General features: G+C 63.0%; 16 protein-coding genes and 2 pseudogenes. 11 read left to right on the forward strand and 7 right to left on the reverse strand.

What is annotated here, in order from left to right:
* Positions 1–118: 118 nt before the first annotated feature.
* Together ACY5J6_RS13930 and ACY5J6_RS13935 are read left to right on the forward strand one after the other, a co-directional pair.
* A pseudogene (locus ACY5J6_RS13930) lies at positions 119–655 on the forward strand (hypothetical protein); the annotation flags it as partial.
* Positions 656–732: 77 nt separating this feature from the next.
* Positions 733–1,674, forward strand: coding sequence for a DUF4268 domain-containing protein (locus ACY5J6_RS13935; protein ID WP_462846789.1), 942 nt, complete (start codon positions 733–735; stop codon positions 1,672–1,674).
* Between the two features lie 10 nt (positions 1,675–1,684).
* Here the strand turns inward: ACY5J6_RS13935 and ACY5J6_RS13940 are convergent, their stop codons facing one another.
* From ACY5J6_RS13940 to ACY5J6_RS13965, 6 genes are all read right to left on the reverse strand, one after another.
* Positions 1,685–2,647, reverse strand: a complete 963-nt coding sequence (locus ACY5J6_RS13940; protein WP_462846790.1) for a recombinase XerD — start codon at positions 2,645–2,647, stop codon at positions 1,685–1,687.
* Between the two features lie 267 nt (positions 2,648–2,914).
* Positions 2,915–3,568, reverse strand: a complete 654-nt coding sequence (locus ACY5J6_RS13945) for a histidine phosphatase family protein (protein ID WP_462846791.1) — start codon at positions 3,566–3,568, stop codon at positions 2,915–2,917.
* A complete protein-coding gene (locus tag ACY5J6_RS13950) occupies positions 3,565–3,915 on the reverse strand; it encodes a DUF6285 domain-containing protein (protein ID WP_462846792.1) in 351 nt (116 codons plus the stop codon). The genes ACY5J6_RS13945 and ACY5J6_RS13950 overlap by 4 nt, the downstream gene beginning before the upstream one ends.
* Positions 3,908–4,885 carry a phosphotransferase family protein gene (locus tag ACY5J6_RS13955; protein ID WP_462846793.1) on the reverse strand — a complete coding sequence of 326 codons (978 nt, stop codon included), beginning with the start codon at positions 4,883–4,885 and terminating at the stop codon, positions 3,908–3,910. Before ACY5J6_RS13955 ends, ACY5J6_RS13950 begins: the two co-directional genes overlap by 8 nt.
* Positions 4,882–6,042, reverse strand: a complete 1,161-nt coding sequence (locus tag ACY5J6_RS13960) for an acyl-CoA dehydrogenase family protein (RefSeq protein WP_462846794.1) — start codon at positions 6,040–6,042, stop codon at positions 4,882–4,884. The genes ACY5J6_RS13955 and ACY5J6_RS13960 overlap by 4 nt, the downstream gene beginning before the upstream one ends.
* Positions 6,005–6,439, reverse strand: coding sequence for a MerR family transcriptional regulator (locus ACY5J6_RS13965; protein WP_462846795.1), 435 nt, complete (start codon positions 6,437–6,439; stop codon positions 6,005–6,007). The genes ACY5J6_RS13960 and ACY5J6_RS13965 overlap by 38 nt, the downstream gene beginning before the upstream one ends.
* Before the next feature lie 319 nt (positions 6,440–6,758).
* On the opposite strand from ACY5J6_RS13965, the gene ACY5J6_RS13970 reads away from it, so the two are divergent.
* Genes ACY5J6_RS13970 through ACY5J6_RS14005 form a run of 8 tightly spaced genes read left to right on the forward strand, consistent with a single transcriptional unit; the run spans position 6,759 to position 15,392 of the window.
* Positions 6,759–8,273: a class I adenylate-forming enzyme family protein gene (locus ACY5J6_RS13970; RefSeq protein WP_462846796.1), complete on the forward strand. Its 1,515-nt coding sequence runs from the start codon at positions 6,759–6,761 to the stop codon at positions 8,271–8,273.
* Between the two features lie 15 nt (positions 8,274–8,288).
* A complete protein-coding gene (locus tag ACY5J6_RS13975) occupies positions 8,289–9,560 on the forward strand; it encodes an ABC transporter substrate-binding protein (protein WP_462846797.1) in 1,272 nt (423 codons plus the stop codon).
* Positions 9,557–10,456 carry a branched-chain amino acid ABC transporter permease gene (locus ACY5J6_RS13980; protein ID WP_462846798.1) on the forward strand — a complete coding sequence of 300 codons (900 nt, stop codon included), beginning with the start codon at positions 9,557–9,559 and terminating at the stop codon, positions 10,454–10,456. Before ACY5J6_RS13975 ends, ACY5J6_RS13980 begins: the two co-directional genes overlap by 4 nt.
* Positions 10,453–11,391: a branched-chain amino acid ABC transporter permease gene (locus tag ACY5J6_RS13985; protein WP_462846799.1), complete on the forward strand. Its 939-nt coding sequence runs from the start codon at positions 10,453–10,455 to the stop codon at positions 11,389–11,391. The genes ACY5J6_RS13980 and ACY5J6_RS13985 overlap by 4 nt, the downstream gene beginning before the upstream one ends.
* Positions 11,375–12,118: an ABC transporter ATP-binding protein gene (locus ACY5J6_RS13990; RefSeq protein WP_462846800.1), complete on the forward strand. Its 744-nt coding sequence runs from the start codon at positions 11,375–11,377 to the stop codon at positions 12,116–12,118. Before ACY5J6_RS13985 ends, ACY5J6_RS13990 begins: the two co-directional genes overlap by 17 nt.
* Complete coding sequence (locus ACY5J6_RS13995; RefSeq protein WP_462846801.1) at positions 12,115–12,807, forward strand: ABC transporter ATP-binding protein; 693 nt, start codon at positions 12,115–12,117, stop codon at positions 12,805–12,807. Before ACY5J6_RS13990 ends, ACY5J6_RS13995 begins: the two co-directional genes overlap by 4 nt.
* Complete coding sequence (locus ACY5J6_RS14000) at positions 12,779–13,903, forward strand: zinc-dependent alcohol dehydrogenase family protein (protein ID WP_462846802.1); 1,125 nt, start codon at positions 12,779–12,781, stop codon at positions 13,901–13,903. Before ACY5J6_RS13995 ends, ACY5J6_RS14000 begins: the two co-directional genes overlap by 29 nt.
* 52 nt (positions 13,904–13,955) lie before the next feature.
* On the forward strand, positions 13,956–15,392 hold the full coding sequence (locus ACY5J6_RS14005; RefSeq protein ID WP_462846803.1) for an NAD-dependent succinate-semialdehyde dehydrogenase: 1,437 nt from the start codon (positions 13,956–13,958) through the stop codon (positions 15,390–15,392).
* Between the two features lie 29 nt (positions 15,393–15,421).
* On the opposite strand, the pseudogene ACY5J6_RS14010 reads toward ACY5J6_RS14005, so the two are convergent.
* A pseudogene (locus ACY5J6_RS14010) lies at positions 15,422–16,316 on the reverse strand (IS5 family transposase).
* Positions 16,317–16,576: 260 nt separating this feature from the next.
* Between ACY5J6_RS14010 and ACY5J6_RS14015 the strand changes: the two are divergent.
* Positions 16,577–17,587, forward strand: coding sequence for a transposase (locus tag ACY5J6_RS14015; protein ID WP_462844384.1), 1,011 nt, complete (start codon positions 16,577–16,579; stop codon positions 17,585–17,587).
* Positions 17,588–17,641 lie beyond the last annotated feature (54 nt).

Raw genomic sequence — 17,641 nt, forward strand, 5'->3', positions numbered from 1 at the left:
CAGGTGTTGCTGGTGCTTTTGGGGGCGAGGCTTGAAGGAAGGCCTTGGCTCCATCGCTTGGTCGCCCATCCCAAGCGGCAGAGCCTATTCACCTTAGGCCGTTTGGCTCTGACCCAGCCCCTGGCGGGGAAGCAGATGGCGAGGCAAGGGGGAGAAGGCCCTCTCCCTCCTGTCCCTAAGCCTCCTAGCCTCCCTCCCCGACTGGATACGCCGGGCCTCCCGGATACGGGTGGCCGCGGACGCGGCTTTTGGTACGGCCTGGTTCCTCTTTGTGGAGAAGCGGTTGGGTTTTGGTCAGCTCCGAAGGGGCTACCTTGGAGCGGTGGTGGGGATGCGGTGGGACCGGAGGCTGCGGGGAGGGGGAAGGCTTTTGGACCTCAGGCGACAGGGGAGCCAGGTCTACCTGTGGGGGCTTTCCTTCCCGGTCTGGGTAGCCTGGTACCGCTATCCCCTGCCCCAAGGGGGCTGGGAGTGACGGTACGTGGTGGCCACCTTTCCCGCCACGCCCCGGACCATGCTCACCTGGGGAAAGAGGCGGTTCACGGTAGAGCACTTCTTCCGGGCTGTGAAAAGCGAGTTCTCCCTGGGGCAGTTTGGGCAGATGGGGGGAGGGGGTGAAGGTTTATGCGGGATATGCGGGAGGTACAAGTTTTGAGGAGGGGCTACCATGTAAGGGTAGGTAAGGGGTTGGCCCCTACCCTAAGCGGTTCTGCCAGCGAGGGAGGTTTCGTTATGGCAAAGATCGCCCGCATTACCGAGCTCCCGCTACGCGAGGTGTGGCCCCACGAGGCCCGGGATTTCTCCCGGTGGCTCGCGGAAAACCTGGACTACCTTGAGGAGATCGTGGGCCTCAACCTCACCTTGGTGGAGCGGGAGGCTCCTACGGGCGACTTCGCCGTGGACATCCTGGCGGAGGACGGGGAGGGGAACCTCGTCGTGATCGAAAACCAATTGGGGGCCACCGATCACGATCACTTGGGGAAACTTGTCACCTACATGGCCAACCACGGGGCGAAGGTGGCCATCTGGGTTACCGGCTGGCCTCGGCCGGAGCATGAAAAGGCGGTTTTGTGGCTCAACGAGGTCTTACCCGCGGACACGGCCGTTTACCTCCTCCACGTTCGGGCCGTGCGCATAGAGGACTCCCCTCCGGCGCCCCTGTTCACCCTTGTGGCCGGCCCCAGCCCCGAGGGTCGTCAGGTGGGCCTCCAGCGCAAGGAGTTGGCGGAACGGCATCTTCTGCGCCTGCAGTTCTGGGAGCAGCTCCTCCAAAAGGCGGGTGAGGCGAGGTCGGATCACCCTCACGCCCGCGTTTCGCCAAGCAAGCAAAACTGGTTGAACGCTGGCGCCGGGAAGAGCGGGGTCAGCTGGGCGTACGTGGTCTTTATGGACCACGCCCAGGTGGAACTTTACATCAACACCCAGGACCCCGAGGAAAACAAGCGGATCTTCGATGCCCTGTTCCAGCACAAAGAGGAGATTGAGAGAGCCTTCGGCGCCCCCTTGGTGTGGCAACGCCTGGACGGGAAACGCGCCGCGCGCGTGGCCTACCCCATTTATGGCCAGGGTGGCCTCCGCGACCGGGAGCGCTGGCCCGAACTCCAGCAGGCCATGGTGGAGGCCATGTTCCGCCTGGAAGGGGCCTTGAAGCCCTTCCTCGCCCAAATCCTTTAGCTCCAAGGCCTCACCCCTTCCCCCACCCCGGCACCGCCAGGCTCTTCATCCCCGTCCAGTAGGCCACCTTCTCCCTGGGGTGGCCTTCTTTGAGGAAGCGGCGGATGGCCCGCCACCTGAGGGTGAGGACCAGGTCCGCCCGCTGCTTGCCCTGGGGCTTGAGCCCGGCGAAACGGGCGAACTCCTTGAGGACCCACTTGGCCTCCAGGAGGCCTAGAGGCTTCCCGCGGTACTTTCCTGGGGCGGGCTTGAGGAGGAGGTGGGGGTAGGGGAGGGGCTGGTGGGAGGCGAGGAAGTCCCGCTGGGGAAGCCAGTCCCCGAGGACCTCCCGGGCGAAGGGGGAGAGGGGGACCTCCCGGAGCCTGGTCCCCCGCACCAGGAGGCTCTTCTCCCGCACGTCCTCCTTCCAGAGCTCCACCGCCTCCTTCACCGTGAGGCCCACCTCCCCCAGGAGGACCAGGAGGACCCGAAGGAGGGGCCGCCAGTAGGCCAGGGGATAGGCCTCGGCCTTCTCCAGAAGCTCCCGGTACCGCTCCTCGGGCAGGGCCCGGGAGGGGGCCACCACGGGGAGCTCCTGCCGCGAGGGGAAGACCACGTGGGGGGGCATGGGGTGCCCCGCCCAGTCCAGGAAGGGGAAGAGATGCCTCAGCCCCGCCCGGGCCCGCTCCACGGTGCCCCAGGCGAGGGGCCCCCTTTCTCCTCCGGGGAAGCCCTTCTCCTTGGCCTCCAGGAGGAAGGCCTTGAGGTCGGAGGCCTCCAGATGGGGCCAGCGCCTTCCCTTCAAGGAGAGCCAGCGCACCCAGTAGCCCAGGTACAGGGGCCCTCCCCGGTCGGGCTTCTTGCGGTGGCGGACCAGGTAGGCCCAGTAGGCCTCCTTCAGGACCCCCTCGTCCCAGCGCTCCAGGGCCTCCCCCACCACCCGCTTGCGTTCCTCCGGGTGGTCCCAAATCTCCAGCTCGAGCCCCTCACTCATCCTCTCCGCCATCTTACCCGCTCCACCCCCTAACCGCCACCTCCCCGCACCTTCACTCCCCCCGCCGCTCTTCCCGCTAATCTTTTTCCCTTTCCCAACGCCCTTCCCGCCCAGGCTCCTTCTCCCCTTAGGGTTTAAGTGGGCGGGGTGGGGGGCAGGAAGCTAATATGAAGGAGAGCAAAAACGTGGGGAAATCCGAAGAGGACAAGGATCACCCCTTACGGACCCCACCAAAGGTTCTCCGGGCAGGGGTCCGCCTCCTCCCCACTATCGCTGGTGTCCCCCATGGTAGGCTTGCCAAAGCTCCTCCATGGTGGAGAGGCGCGTCTGGGGCAGTAGGTCATAGGGAGTAAGGTTATGGAGCCGAAGAAGGGTTCCTTCCTCCCCCAGGTCTAAAACGGAAAGGCCGCAGGGATGGACCTCCATGGGAAGGAAGCCGGGCTTTCCGGTGAGGGCATAGGAGAGGAGGGCCCGAATGACCCCCCCGTGGGCCACGAGGAGAAGGGTGTTCCACTCGCGGGCAAGGAGGCGCTCGTAAGCGGAAAGGACCTTTCCCAGAAAGTCGCTATAGCGCTCTCCCCCCAGGAAGCGCTCCTCAAGGTTTCGTGGACGGAAAGCCTCGCGAAAAGCCCGCTCCGGATCAGAAAGATCCTTAAGCCTTCCGGGACGGATCTCCTGAAACTCTGGCCACACCTCCACCGGAACCGCTCGGCCTTCCAGCACCAGGGCCAAGGTCTCCTCCGTGCGGCGGAGACCAGTGTGAACGGCAAGGTCCAAGGGAACGTCCCGGAGTAAGGCTCCAACCGCCCTCGCCTGAACCCTACCCCGCTCCGTAAGGCCCACTCCTTCGGGGGAAACAGGGCGTCCTTGGGGAAAGTAGTCTACCTCGCCGTGGCGGAGAAGGATAAGCCGCCGCCTCATCGGTAGCGCTCGAGGTACTTGGGGCTGGCTACTTTAAGCTTCCGCGCCACATGGGCCTTGAGGAAAGCGAAGGTTCCGGGCGGGGCCTGGCCCTCCCGGATCCGCCGCGCCAAGACGCTTAGCAACTCCTCTGGAGCCCCCTCGAGGCTGAGGAGAGTTCCAAGCTCCCTCCGGTCTTCTTCTGCCAGGACCTCTCCCAAGGAGAGCTCCCTCCGGGCGATGCCCAGGGCGTTCAAGGCCACCAGGGTCTGGAAGCGGATCCTAGGGTCGGCCACGCTGGGGAGGAGCTCCTTCTCCAGAAACTCCCCCACGGCCTCTAAGAGTTCGTCCAAGGTGGGCCTATCCATACCTATCCAGGAGGTGAAGGACCTCGTACTCCATCTCCGAGGCAAGCCTTCCCAGCACCGCAAGCTCTACGCTCCGCTCCTCCCCCCTAAGGTGCCGGCGCGCCTGCTTCAGAGCCCCAAGCCCCCAGCGCACGTTGCCTAGGACCTCCCACCAGAAAAGCTCCTCCTCGGCGATGTCCCGGCCTGTGAGGACGTTGTACCGTTCCAAGAAAGGCCCCACCTCCCCCACACCCCCCAGGCGCTTCCCGTCCTCCCCAAAGCGCCAGGCCCGCACCAGGGGCCAGGCCAAATCCTCCCGCGGATCGCCCAGGTGGGCAAACTCCCAGTCCAGAACGGCCACCAGACCTTCCCCGTCCACCAGGAGGTTGCCCACGCGGAAATCGCCGTGGACCACCACGGGAGAAAGCACCCTGGGCGGGTGGTCCAGGAGCCAGCGCAGGCCCCACTCCAAAGCCGGGTGGGGCTCCCCTAAGGCGTCCAGGTCCCGGTAGGCCTCTTCCAGGGCCGCTCGCCAGGAGGGAAGGGAGGGCGGTTGCAGGAAGGGCACCTCTTCCGGGGGAAGGGCATGGATCTTGGCGAGCTCCTCGGCCATGGCCTGCGGCAGGACCTCCCGGGCTCTCGCCAGCTCCGGACGCCGCACTACCCGGGCGCCGATGGCCTCCCCTTCGAGGCGGCGCATGAGAAAGGCCTCGCGGCCCTCGAGGTCGGGGAAATAGTGGAGGGGCTCCGGGACCTTGACCCCGTGGGCCCGGGCCACCTGGAGGAGGCGAAACTCTTGGGCTAGGGGCAGGGTGCCGCTGTAGATCACCCCACCCCCCGCTCGGCGGAGAAATAGGGGATGCAGGGTCTCTCCGGCACGGTAGTCCACCGCCCAGGCCTCCTTGGAGGCACCCCCGGGGAGGCGCCTTAGGGCCACCACCTCCCCTGGGCCAAGAATCTCCCTTAGGGCGGCTTCCAAGGCTTCCTTCATGGCCTAAGCCCCTTGAAAAGGGCCCGCTTGCCCACGCTCGCCCGGTGCACCTCGCTGGGGCCATCGTAGATCCGGAAGGGCCGCACCTCCCGGTAGAAGATGGAAAGGGGTATATCCTCGCTCACGCCCAGGGCACCGGTGATCTGAAGTGCTCGGTCCACTGCCCGGTTTACCGCCTCGGAGACGAAGACCTTGGCCATGGAGGCCTCGTGGCGGATCCTCTCTCCCCGGTCCAGCTTCCAGGCGGCGTGCCAGACCATGAGGCGGGCGGCGTGGAGCTCGATATGACTGTCGGCGATCATGAACTGAACGCCCTGGTGCTCGGCGAGCTTTTTGCCGAAGGACTCCCGCTTTAGAGCGTACTCTTGGGCAAGCTCCGTGGCCCGCACCCCCACCCCGAGCCAGCGCATGCAGTGGGTCAGCCGGGCCGGATCCAGGCGGAGTTCAGCGTACTCGAACCCCTTCCCCACCTCGCCCAAGACCGCCTCCTCCCCCACCTCGCACCCCTCGAGGACTAGCTCCCCGTGCCCCCCTAAGGACCAGTGGTCCATGGTGGGGATGGTGCGGACCAGCTTCAGCCCGGGGTTTTCCCGGTCCACCAGGAAGATCGTGGGCCCTTCCTCGGCCCGGGCCAGGACCAGGAAGAAGGCCGCCCCCTCAGCCCCGGTGGTGAACCACTTCCTTCCCTCGAGGACAAACCCCCTTCCTTTCCGCCGGGCGGTAGTTTTGAGGAGGCTAGGATCGGCCCCGGCCCCCATGGGCTCGGTCATGGCGAAGCCGCTCCGCACCTCTCCGGCGGCCAGGGGCTCGAGGTAGCGCCGCTTTTGCTCAGGGCTCGCCACCTTGTGGAGAAGGTGCATGTTGCCCTCATCGGGAGCGGCGGCATTTAAGGCCCGTGGCCCTAGAAGGCTCCGTCCCGCCTCCTCTAAGACCACGGCCAGTTGCCGCCAAGAAAGGCCAAGCCCGCCCAGCTCCCTGGACATGTGGGGAAGGAAAAGCCCTCGCTCCTTGGCTTCCGCCTGAAGCTCCCTAGTGATGGCCTCAAGATGATCTAGGTTGCGTGCGGCTTCCGCTTCCCGAGGGATGACCGCTTCCTCGAGGAAGGCCCGCACCCTCTCCCTAAGCCCCTCCGTCTCTCGGTCCAGACCGAAGTCCATGCTGCACCTCCTCCGGGGCAAAGTGCTTGGTGAGGAAGCGGTAGAAGCGCCGGATCATACGCTCCTGCCGCTCCATGCTCGCCAGCACCTCCCCGGTCTTTTGCCACATGGCGAGGAGCTCCTCGTCCGAAAGGGGGATGTCCTCCCGTTTCCAATCCTCCCGGTAGGTACCGTCAGGATGGAAGATGGCTTTCTTAAGGAGCATGATTTTACGGATTTCCTCTAGGGAGAACCCCAGTTGGTTCAAGTCCTGGATGTCTTGGACCAGGAAGAGGGCAAACTCGGTGTAAAGCTTGCGTCCCCCGTGGGTAAGTGCCCCCGGCTCCAGGAGGCCGAGCCGGGCATAGTGTTGGAGGACCCTTCGGCTAATCCCTGTCGCCCGAGCCAGGTCGCTCAAAGCGTAGAGAGAGGGTAAGGGAGACCCCACATACCCACTTTACCACAAGGGAAGCACAGCGTCCATTTATGTACCATACTTGACAGGCAACGTCCTCTTTGTCTATAGTATGCGCAAACCGCTCATTGGAGGCCGGCATGTCCCGATACCTGCACCCCGAGGTAGAGACCCTTCCTCGAAGCCGTTTGGAGGAGCTGCAGTTGGAGCTCCTCCGGAAGCAGATAGTGGAGTTTGGCCAGAAAAGCCTCTCCTGCCCAAAGGGTGCAGGTTTAGAAAAGCGGGGCAAAGGAAGCCTCCCGCTTGGGAGGGGAAACCAAGTATGGAGACTATAAAGGAAATCCACTACAAAAGAGAGGTGCGGGTGTATCCTCAGCGCCCTAGGCGCCTTGAAAGTATTCTTGTTGAGAATACAAAAAGTTTTGGCAATAAGGACTCTTTAGTCCAAATAGGGGGCGCCCGACTTTCTTACACCGAGCTAGCAGACAAGGTAGAAAGGCTTGCCGCTTGGCTCCAAAGAAGAGGGATACGACCTGGTGATCGGATTGCGCTGGCCTTGGGTAACACCGTTTTCTTCCCCCTGTGGTCCCTAGCAACCCTCCGGGCAGGTGCTGTCGTCTTGCCCGTGAACCTTCGCCTCCACCCAGAAGAGGTGAGTATCATCCTTGCAGATAGTCTCCCCAAGTTGGTTGTAGCCGGAAAAGAGGCTCTCCACTTAAGCTCCGCTTTTTCTAGCTTCGCTGTGGTAAGGGCTGAAGAAGTGGAGGGTGAAGAAGGTGCTTCCCGAGTGGAGGAAGGATTTTCCGAGGATGACCCGGCTTTTCTGATTTACACTTCTGGCACTACTGGGCGCCCCAAGGGCGTAATCCTTACCCACTTCAACGTAATCCATAGCCTCCTTCATTACCGAGAGGTCTTCGGTACGGTTCCCGAAGATCGTACCCTTGTGGCTGTCCCCCTTTTCCACGTAACAGGCCTTATTGGTCAGTTTCTCCACATGTTACTTGTTGGCGGTACCACCGTACTCCTGCCCAAATATCAGACAGAAACCTTCCTAGATGCTCTGGAAAGAGAAGCTATCACTTTCACCTTTGCCGTGCCTACCATTTATGCTTTTCTCCTCGCTCATGGGCTCGCGGGGCGATCCCTATCCTCCTGGCGGCTTGCCGCCTATGGGGGGGCTCCTATGCCCTTGGCAGTCCTCCAAGGTCTCCGAGAAACTCTCCCCGGCTTAGATCTTCGCAACGCCTATGGAGCCACCGAGACAGCAAGCCCGGCGACGCTTATGCCTGCTTCTCAAACGGAAAGAAAACCGCTTTCTGTGGGGAAACCGGTTCCTAAGGGGGAAATCCGAATAGCCGAACCAGGCCCGGATGGGGTAGGAGAGATCTTTATTGGGGGCCCCATGGTGACGCCTGGCTACTACAACCGGCCCGAGGAAACCGCTCGCGCTTTTACAGAAGAGGGTTACTGGCGTTCAGGAGATCTGGGTTACTTGGACGAAGAGGGGTTCCTTTTCGTAGTAGACCGTCTAAAGGAGGTGATCAACCGCGGGGGAGAAAAAATCTACAGTCAGGAGGTAGAAAACGTTCTCTACCAACACCCCGGCGTCTTGGAAGCAGCCGTTGTAGGAATCCCAGATCCGGTCTTTGGGGAGAGGGTGAAGGCAGTGGTAGTTCCGAGGCCTGGGGTAGATCTAAATCCTGAAGAACTGCAGCAGTTTATAAGTGAAAGACTGGCTCACTATAAGGTCCCAGAAGAGATCGAATTCCGCAAAAGCCTACCTAGAAACGCGGGGGGGAAAGTTCTCAAAGGCCTTTTGCGCCAGGGAAAGTAAAGAGGAGGTGGACCGATGAGAAGGTTGTGGGCGTTGTGGTTGGGTTTGCTCGGCCTTGTGGCGATGGCTCAGAAGCCTTCAGAAGTTAAAGTGGGCATTGTTACCTTCTTGTCCGGCCCCGCATCGGTCTTTGGCGTCCCTGCAAAGAACGCTGCAGACCTGCTCATCGAGAGTTGGAATCGGGAGGGCGGGATTGCAGGTGCTCGCCTCCGTCCAATAGTGGTGGATGAAGCGGGTGGTCCGGAAAAGCAAGTGGCAGAGCTGCGACGGCTGGTCCTAGATGAAAGGGTGGATGTGGTCATCGGATACATCTCCAGCGCAGACTGCCTGGCGGTAGCCCCGGTGGCCGAAGAGCTCAAGGTACCCCTTATCCTCTTTGACTGCGGTACCCCCCAGATCTTTGAGGAGCGGCGTTACACCTACGTCTTCCGGACGGCAGCCCACGCTACCCTGGACAGCGTGGCAGCGGCCCTCTATGTTCTCAAGACTAACCCCAACATCCGTACCATAGCAGGGATTAACCAGGATTACGCCTGGGGCCGGGACTCCTGGGAACTCTTCAAATCCACTATCCTAGCCCTTAAGCCGGACGTGAAGGTAGTGGCCGAACTGTGGCCTAGGCTCTACGCTGGTGACTACTCCACAGAGATCTCCCGCCTGCTCGCTTTGCGGCCCGACATCATTCACTCCAGCTTCTGGGGAGGTGATTTGGTGAGCTTCGTTCGCCAGGGACTCGGGCGGGGCCTCTTCAGCAGGAGTCGGGTGGTCCTCACCGCGGGGGAGCACATGCTTCAGGAATTGGGACGCACCTTGCCCAACGGAGTTGTCATCGGAGCCCGGGGAGACCACTGGTTCTTACACCCCACGGCCAAGGACAACCCTGAGCACAAGGCTTTTGTGGAGGAGTATCGTCGACGCTTCAACCGCTACCCGGTCTATCCCGCTTACCACATGACCCAGGCTCTCCTGACGTTGCGGGCTGGCTACGAGAGGGCCCTCAGGACCACTGGGGGACGTTGGCCTACCAAGGAAGAACTTGTCCAGGCCCTGGTGGGGCTCGAGGTCCCAACGTTCACGGGCACCATTCGCATTCGTGAGGATCACCAAGCGACGGAGAATGCCCTCTACGGTACAACGGTCCAGACTTCCCAGTACCCCTTTGCGATCTTGGAGCGAGTGATCCTTTTCCCGGCGGAGCTGGTGAACCCGCCCGTGGGGGTTAAATCCCTGGACTGGGTGAAGACCTTGCGGCCTGAGCTCCTCCGCCGGGTTCCCGATCCCCGATGAGCAGCCTCCTCGTGCTAGCCCTTCTGGACGGCTTGGTCTACGGCAGCCTCCTCTTCCTGGTGGCCGTGGGCCTTACCCTGGTGTTTGGCGTTCTCAGGATCCTGAACATTGCCCATGGGAGCTTCTATGCCTTGGGAGCGTACTTGGGGGTAGTCCTGGGGCTGGCGGCGGCGCAAGCTCTGGGAAACCCCTGGTTTAGCTACCCGGCCCTTCTCCTTGCGGCGATTTTGGTGGGAGGGTTCTTTGGTCCTCTGGTCGAACGGTTTATCCTGCGCTGGGCCTACGACCGCCCGGAGGCGCTTCAGCTGCTGATCACCTTTTCCCTCTTCCTCATTTTGGAGGACATCCAGAAGCTTCTCTTTGGCGTTCAGCCCTACTTTCTGGACATGCCCTTTCAACTTCTGGGGACCGTGGAACTTAGGGGCGTGCCTTACGCCCGGTATCAGCTTCTCCTCATCCTGGTGGCTACGCTGGTGCTCCTTAGCCTTCGGGTCCTTCTGCGGGGCACTCCTCTGGGGAAGATCTTGATGGCCGTGGTGGCAGACCGGGAGATGGCCCAAGCCCTTGGCGTGGACGCCAGGCGGATCTACCTTCTAGCTTTCAGCCTAGGCACAGGGCTAGCAGCCCTCGGGGGGGCCCTGGCCTCACCCACGGTCACCATTGCCCCAGGGCTTGGGGCGGAGGTGATCGTCCTTTCCTTCGCAGTGGTAGCCGTGGGGGGACTGGGGCAGATCGAGGGAGCAGCCATTGGGGCCCTGCTCATCGGTTTGGGACGTTCGTTAGCCGTGTACCTCCTTCCCGAGCTAGATGTGGTGGTGCCTTATCTGGTCATGGTCTTGGTGCTCCTGTTCCGGCCGATGGGAATCCTTGGGTCGGTGGAGGTGCGGCGGATATGAGGCGGAGCCTCCTCTTTTTCCTTGTCCTTGCCCTCCTTGTGGCCACCCTCCCCCTCTTTTTTCCCTGGCTGAGCTTCGTGTTCACCCTGGCTCTGGCCAAGGGGCTGGCCGCCTTAGGGATCGCCCTGCTTCTTCGGGCTGGCCTCGTCTCCTTTGGGCATGGCCTCTTCTATGGGGCTGGGGCTTATGCGGTGGCGTTCGCCTTGCGAAGCACCTTCCTAGATACCTTTTTCCTACTCACCTTGGCCTTACTGGTTACCTTAGCCCTGGGTTTCCTAGTGGGCCTCTTTGTAAGCCGTTATCGAGGAATCTTCTTCGCCATGCTGAACCTGGCCCTTTCCATGGTGTTCTACGCTCTTTTGGCCAAGTTCTACTATCTGACAGGAGGCACGGACGGCCTACGAGTGCCCACCCCTACCCTTTTCGGACTCACCCTGGACCGAACCCTTTTTGGGGAGGCTCTCTTCTACCTTTCCCTTGGCCTTGCCCTCCTTCTAGGGGCAGGAGCGAGCTTCTTCCTGAGAACCCCCATGGGGGAGGCTCTCGCGGCGATTCGAAGCAATGAGGTACGCCTGGAGTACCTGGGGATCCCCGTTCAGAGGGTAGTCCTCTTGGCCTATGTTCTTTCGGCAGGCCTAGCGGGTCTGGGAGGGGCCTTAGCGGGCATTGCTGTGGGCCACGTGGTTCCGGAACTAGCCTACTGGGTGGCCTCCGGTGAGTTTGTCTACATCGCCCTCCTTGGAGGTACCGGAGGGGCTCTCGGACCCTTTCTTGGGGCCTTAGCCTACGAACTAATCCGCACCTTCGCCTTCAAGTACCTAGCCTACTCCTGGCAACTCATCCTGGGAGCGACTATGCTTCTGGTCATCTTCTTCCTGCCCGGAGGACTCTGGGCCCTTCTGGGAGAAAGGAGGCGACGTGCACCCACTTCTTGAAGCCCAGGATCTGCACATCCGCTTTGGCGGCGTGGTGGCGGCTGCGGGGATCAGCCTTCAGGTCTATCCCGGAGAGGTTTTGGCCATCATCGGTCCCAACGGGGCCGGGAAGACCACCTTCCTCAACCTCTGCACCGGATACCTCAAGCCGGAAAGGGGACGGGTCTTGCTGGAAGGGCGGGATATCACGGGCCTGCCTCCCCGGGTCATCACCCGTTTGGGTGTGGCGCGGGCCTTCCAAATCCCTCAGCTCTTTACTGAGCACACGGTGGAGGAGAATCTCCTGCTCGCTTTGGCTGCTCGGGAAGGGTTTTGGCGCTGGACCACCTTACGGGAAGAAGGGCGCCGCCACGAGGCCAAGGGGTTTCTGGCCCTCCTGGGTCTGGAGGGCTTGGCGTCAACCCCGGTGGCTGAGGCACCGGAGGGGGTGCGGAAACTCCTGGATATGGCTATGGCCTTGGCCCTCAAGCCCAGGCTACTCCTCTTGGACGAACCCACAAGTGGCGTGTCCGCCGAGGAGAAACTTTCGGTAATGGATGCCTTGGTCCGGGCGTTGAAGATCCAGGAAGTGACTGCGGTTTTTGTGGAGCACGACATGGAGGTGGTGCGGCGTTACGCGGACCGGGTGGCGGTCTGGGCCGAGGGGCGGATCATGGCAGAAGGGAGGCCCGAGGAGGTTCTGCAGAATCCCCAGGTCCTAGCCAGCGTGGTGGGGGTGGAGGAATGATCCTCCGGCTGGAAGGGGTCCGGGTGGTGCTGGAAGGCTTTGAGGTCCTAAGGGGGGTAAACCTGGCCCTAAACCCTGGGGAGGCAGTAGCCTTAGTAGGCCGGAATGGAGCAGGCAAAACAACCACCTTGAGGAGCATTATGGGTTTAGTACCCCTTAAGGGAGGGCATATCTTCCTGGACGGTACACCTCTGAACTCCCTACCGGCTTATCGCCGAGCCACTTTGGGCCTTGGGTACGCCCCTGAGGACCGGCGTCTTATTGGGCATTTAACCGTGGAAGACAACCTTCTTCTGCCCGCCTGGGCCTTGCGGCTACCTGGGGGGGAGGTGTGGAGGCGGCTTGAGGAGGTCTACGCTCTTTTACCGGAACTACAGCGGTTGAGGAGCCGTTCGGCGGCAGCCCTTTCTGGGGGGGAGGGGAAGATGGTGGCCTTGGGTCGGGCCCTGATGGTGGGAACTCGGGTTGTTCTTTTGGACGAACCCTTCCAAGGTCTGGCCCCGGCCCTGGCCCAGCGGTACGCGGAAACCCTGACCCGCGTGCGTAGGGAGAAGCAGGGCGTGGCCTTCTTGCTCACAGAGTCTAACCCCCGGCTCCTTCGGAAACTGGCCGATCGGTTCTATCAGATAGAGCGTGGGGAGGTAAAGGAGGTGAGAACCCATGAAGACACAAGCGGCGGTGCTTTTTGAGATGGGGAAGCCCAGGCCTTACCGTGATTCCAAACCTCTCGAGATTTTGGAGGTTGACCTGGAAGAACCAGGCCCTGGCGAAGTCTTGGTGGAAGTAAAAGCCGCTGGGCTTTGCCATTCCGATCTCTCTGCCATAGACGGCACCCGGCCTTGGCCCCTGCCCATTGTTCTAGGCCACGAGGCAGCGGGTATTGTGCGGGTTGTGGGTCCGGGGGTAAGAAATTTAGCAGAAGGAGACCATGTGGTTTTCTCTTTCGTGCCCATGTGCGGTAACTGCCGTTATTGCGCGGCAGGTAGGCCTCACCTATGCGAACGGGGAGTACAAGCCAACCGAGAGGGTAGACTCCTCACGGGAGAACGCAGATTTTCCCTGGAGGGAAAACCCTTGAATCACCACCTCGGAGTCGCGGCCTTTAGCCAGTTCACGGTGGCGGCCCAGGAGTCCCTAATACCCATCCCTAAGGACATCCCTCTGGAAAAGGCTGCCCTTTTCGGATGCGCCATCGCCACCGGGGTAGGGGCCGTGGTGAACACCGCAAAAGTGGAAGAGGGTGCAAGCGTGGCAATCTTCGGTCTCGGGGGTGTGGGGCTAGCAACAGTGATGGGAGCGGTGCTGGCCGGAGCCCATCCCATCGTAGCGGTGGACCTCCTTCCCCACAAGGTGGAGATGGCCAAGGGTCTAGGAGCGAGTCACGGTTTAGTGGTGGGAGAGGGAGATGTGGTAGAAGCGGTAAGGGAGATCACGGGGGGCGGGGCGGACTACGCTTTCGAAACAGCAGGTTCACCCGAGGCCATGCTCTTAGCTTACAGGGCTACCCGCCGAGGAGGAATGACCGTGACAGTAGGGCTCCCCCACCCGGAGCGGACCCTCACCCTACCAGCTGTCAGCCTTACTGCCGAGGAGCGGACTTTAAGGGGAAGCTACATGGGTTCCTCTAACCCACGGCGAGACCTGCCCCGATTCCTGGCGCTTCATATGGCTGGCAAGTTGCCAGTGGAAAGTCTACTGACTGGAACCCTTCCTCTTAGTGCCATCAACGAGGGGTTTGACCGCTTGGCCCAGGGGGAGGCGGTACGCCAGATCGTGATCCCCTAAGGGGAGGCCTGGGCCGCACGGGGGTAGCCTGAAGAAAAGGTAGGAGATGATTATGGCAGAGGTGCTGGGGATGGCGGTGCCCACGGAGGCCCTTATCGGCGGGGCGTGGCGGCGCTTGGCGCAGAGGTTCCCCGTGGTCTCCCCGGCCACAGGGGAGCGGGTGGCCGAGGTGGCGGACTGTGGGGAGGAGGAGGCGCGGGAGGCCTTGGAGGAGGCGGTCTCGGTCTTCCGCGCCTGGAGCCGCGCCACGGCCTATGAGCGGGCCCGGGTGCTGAGGCGCTGGTACGAGCGCATCCTGGAGCACCAGGAGTCCCTGGCCTGGCTCATGGCCCTGGAGATGGGGAAGCCCCTCAAGGAGGGGAGGGCCGAGGTGGCCTACGCCGCGGGGTTCGTGGAGTGGTACGCCGAGGAGGCCAAGCGGGTCTACGGGGAGACGGTCCCCTCCCAGTTTCCCCACAAGCGGATCCTGGTGCGCTACGAGCCCGTGGGGCCGGTCTACGGCATCACCCCCTGGAACTTCCCCGCGGCCATGGTGACCCGCAAGGTGGCCCCGGCCCTGGCGGCGGGGTGCACCTTCGTGCTGAAGCCCGCGGAGGAGAGCCCCCTCACCGCCCTCTACCTGGCCAAGCTCTTCCTGGAGGCGGGGGGGCCCCCTGGGGTCTTCCAGGTCCTCCCCACCTCCAGGCCCGCCGAGGTCTCTCGCCCCTTCCTGGAGGACGAAAGGGTCCGCAAGCTCACCTTCACGGGGAGCACCGAGGTGGGGGTGAGGCTCTACGAGGAGGCGGCGAGGACCTTAAAGCGGGTTTCCTTGGAGCTTGGGGGCGGGGCGCCTGTCCTGGTCTTCGCCGACGCCGACCTGGAAAGGGCGGTGGAGGAAACCCTAAGGGCCAAGTTCCGGAACGCCGGGGAGAGCTGCGTGGCGGCGAACCGGATCTTCGTCCAGGCGGAGGTGGCCGAGGCCTTCGCCGAGGCCTACGCCCGAAGGGTCCAGGCCCTGAAGGTGGGGGACCCCCTTTCGGAGGAGACGGACATCGGCCCCCTGGTGAACGAGGCCGCCCTTAGGAAGGTCCAGACCCACGTGGAGGACGCCCTCTCCCGGGGGGCGAGGCTCGTGGCGGGAGGGGAGGCCAAGGGGCTCTTCTTCGCCCCCACGGTGCTTTTGGACGTGAAGCCGGAGAGCCTCCTCTTCCGGGAGGAGACCTTTGGCCCAGTGGCGCCCCTCACCGCATTCCGGGAGGAGGCGGAGGCGGTGCGCTGGGCCAACGGCTTCCCCGTGGGGCTTGCCGCCTACGTCTTCACCCGGGACCTTTCCCGGGCCTTCCGGGTGGCGGAAGCCCTGGAGTACGGGATCGTGGGGGTGAACGACGGGGTGCCCTCCACGCCCCAGGCCCCCTTCGGCGGCGTGAAGCGCTCGGGGCTCGGCCGGGAAGGGGGGAAGTGGGGCCTTTTGGAGTACCTAGAGGTGAAGTACGTGTCCCTCGGGCTTTAGAGGCTGTCGTAAAAGTCCTCCACGAAGGGCTACGCGGCCCTAGCCAGCCGCTTCACCAACAAGCGTAGCATGCCCAAGTACACCCAAGCTTCGCTTACCCTAGGGTTGGCTTCATAGTCCTTGGCCAACCGCCGGTTCCGCCCGAGCCAGGCAAAGGTCCGCTCCACCACCCACCGCTTGGGCAAGGGCTTGAACCCCCTCTCCCGCGGAATCTCCGGCACCCCATCCCCCTCTCGCACCCAGACCCCTCGCACCCCCGCGTAGGGACGGGCCACCACCTCAAGCTCCAGCCCCAGGGAAGAAGCCAGCCCCTTGAGGCCCCGGTACCCCCAGTCCACAAACAGCTTCCGCGCCCGGGACCAAAGGGAGAGGTCCATCCCCAGGAGCAAGGCCTCCCCACCCCGCTTATCGTGCTCATTGGCCGGGTGCACGAAGGCCTTCAGCAAGCGGCCCCCCGTGTCCGTCACGGATATGACGAGGCAAGCTTAGCCCTTGCGGGCTGACCCTCCCCTTCGCCTTTTTCGCCCCGTCGTTCCCTCGGGGCCCCCTTTTTCTGTGGTCTTGACAGACTGGCTATCCATCACCAGAGCGCTGGGTGAACCATATCTCCCTTCTCGCTCCCGGTCCTGGCGAGCCAGGGCCTGGACGGCCTTCTCCCAAATGCCTTCCTTCTGCCACTTGCGGAAGTAGTGGTAGACGGTGGACCAGTGGGGCAAGTCATGAGGCATAGCCCGCCACTTGATGCCGTTCTCCAGGACGTAACGTGCTTCCCCGTCAGGGGAACACCTTCTGGATGGCGTTAACGATTTCCCTCCTCGGCACCTTGGCGGGGCGGCCGCCGGGCTTGGGGGCAGGGATCAAGGGCTCCAGGGGGGCCCACTCCTCGTCCGTCAAATCGCTGGGGTATGCTCTACGGAGAGCCATCCTCCGAGCATACCAGACTTTTACGACAGCCTCTAAGTTTAGGGGGCTGGATCAAGGGGCGGCCCCGCTTGCCTTTGGGGGTGGGTGGAGCCACCTCTTGGCCAGGCGTAGGCCGTGGGCGAGCACCTCCTTGGGGCTTGCCTCCCTGCGAGCAAAGCCTCGCTTGCCCATCGGGAGGGAGATATACACCCGTCCTCCTAACCTTTGCAAGGCAAGCCCCTCTACTGGCCTCCCCCTTTGAGTTCAGACAGAATGTAGGCATGAGGAGGTTACCCTTTGAGCCAGAGGCTTTGAGGCCCTTTGTGAGCCCTTTGCTGGACCCGTGGCTTTGGCGGTGGGAAGACAAGGTGGCCCGTTTGCTGTGGTCCATCCTGGCCTCGGGCTCGGCTCGGAAGAGCGACTGGGCCAGGGCTTACCGGGAGGAGGCCAAGGAGGAGGCCAACTACAAGGCGATAGACCGCCTCTTGCCCCTCTTGGAGCCCAAGCGCTACCTCCTGCGGCTTCTGGACCCCAAGACGCCCTTTCTCCTGGTGGACCCCACGGAGGTCCCCCGTCCCCAGGCCAGGCGCACCCCCTACGTGGGACGGCTTTCCGATGGCAAGACCCTGGGTTTTTGGGCGGTGGTCTTTGCCCAGCCTTACGGGGGCCGGGCGGTGCCGGTGTACGTGGGGAGCTACTGGGAGGGGAAGGGGGAGGGGAGGAACCGGACCTGGGAGGGACTGGTGGAGGAGGTGGTGGAGTACGTGGAGGAGGGGACGGTGTGGGTGTTTGACCGGGAGTTTTCCTTCGGGGGGTGGCTGGAGGCCCTGGAGCGGTGGGGGGTGAGGTACGCGGTGCGGTTGAACCTGGGGACGAGGCCCAGGCTTTTGTGGCGTGGGGAGCGGCTTATTCCCTGGGTGGACCGGGGTCGGGAGGTGAGGTACGAGGGGGTGTGGTACCGGGGTGAGGTGGAGGTGAACCTGGTGGGGGTGTGGCGGGAGGGGATGAGGGAGCCCCTTTGGGTGATGGGGAACCTTCCCCCGGAGGAGCTTTTGCGGGTCTACGAGGAGCGGATGAAGATTGAGGAGGGGTTTAGGGACCTGAAGGGGCACCTGGGGTTGGGTGGGGTGATGAGCAAGGGATGGGAGGCCATGGAGAAGACCCTGGCCCTGGTGGCCTTGGCTTACGGGGTAGGGTTGATGGTGGGGGAGGAGGCGCGGGGGCGCCTGAAAGGGGGGGCTCAAAGGGGAGGCGGAAGTGGGGGGCTTACTCCGGGCTCTTTGTCCTCTTGAGGCAGCCGGTGCGCTTTTCCCCAGAGGAGTGGGTAGACATCCTGCGCCGCGCCC

This window comes from Thermus sp. H19.2, from assembly GCF_054979525.1.

Coding starts and splice junctions, on each gene's coding strand:
- ACY5J6_RS13975 (WP_462846797.1), top strand. CDS start 8,289: ATGAGAAGGTTGTGGGCGTTGTGGTTGGGTTTGCTCGGCCTTGTGGCG.
- ACY5J6_RS14005 (WP_462846803.1), top strand. CDS start 13,956: ATGGCAGAGGTGCTGGGGATGGCGGTGCCCACGGAGGCCCTTATCGGC.
- ACY5J6_RS13955 (WP_462846793.1), bottom strand. CDS start 4,885: ATGAAGGAAGCCTTGGAAGCCGCCCTAAGGGAGATTCTTGGCCCAGGG.
- ACY5J6_RS13960 (WP_462846794.1), bottom strand. CDS start 6,042: ATGGACTTCGGTCTGGACCGAGAGACGGAGGGGCTTAGGGAGAGGGTG.
- ACY5J6_RS13945 (WP_462846791.1), bottom strand. CDS start 3,568: ATGAGGCGGCGGCTTATCCTTCTCCGCCACGGCGAGGTAGACTACTTT.
- ACY5J6_RS14000 (WP_462846802.1), top strand. CDS start 12,779: ATGAAGACACAAGCGGCGGTGCTTTTTGAGATGGGGAAGCCCAGGCCT.
- ACY5J6_RS13985 (WP_462846799.1), top strand. CDS start 10,453: ATGAGGCGGAGCCTCCTCTTTTTCCTTGTCCTTGCCCTCCTTGTGGCC.
- ACY5J6_RS13970 (WP_462846796.1), top strand. CDS start 6,759: ATGGAGACTATAAAGGAAATCCACTACAAAAGAGAGGTGCGGGTGTAT.
- ACY5J6_RS14015 (WP_462844384.1), top strand. CDS start 16,577: ATGAGGAGGTTACCCTTTGAGCCAGAGGCTTTGAGGCCCTTTGTGAGC.
- ACY5J6_RS13950 (WP_462846792.1), bottom strand. CDS start 3,915: ATGGATAGGCCCACCTTGGACGAACTCTTAGAGGCCGTGGGGGAGTTT.
- ACY5J6_RS13935 (WP_462846789.1), top strand. CDS start 733: ATGGCAAAGATCGCCCGCATTACCGAGCTCCCGCTACGCGAGGTGTGG.
- ACY5J6_RS13995 (WP_462846801.1), top strand. CDS start 12,115: ATGATCCTCCGGCTGGAAGGGGTCCGGGTGGTGCTGGAAGGCTTTGAG.
- ACY5J6_RS13980 (WP_462846798.1), top strand. CDS start 9,557: ATGAGCAGCCTCCTCGTGCTAGCCCTTCTGGACGGCTTGGTCTACGGC.
- ACY5J6_RS13940 (WP_462846790.1), bottom strand. CDS start 2,647: ATGAGTGAGGGGCTCGAGCTGGAGATTTGGGACCACCCGGAGGAACGC.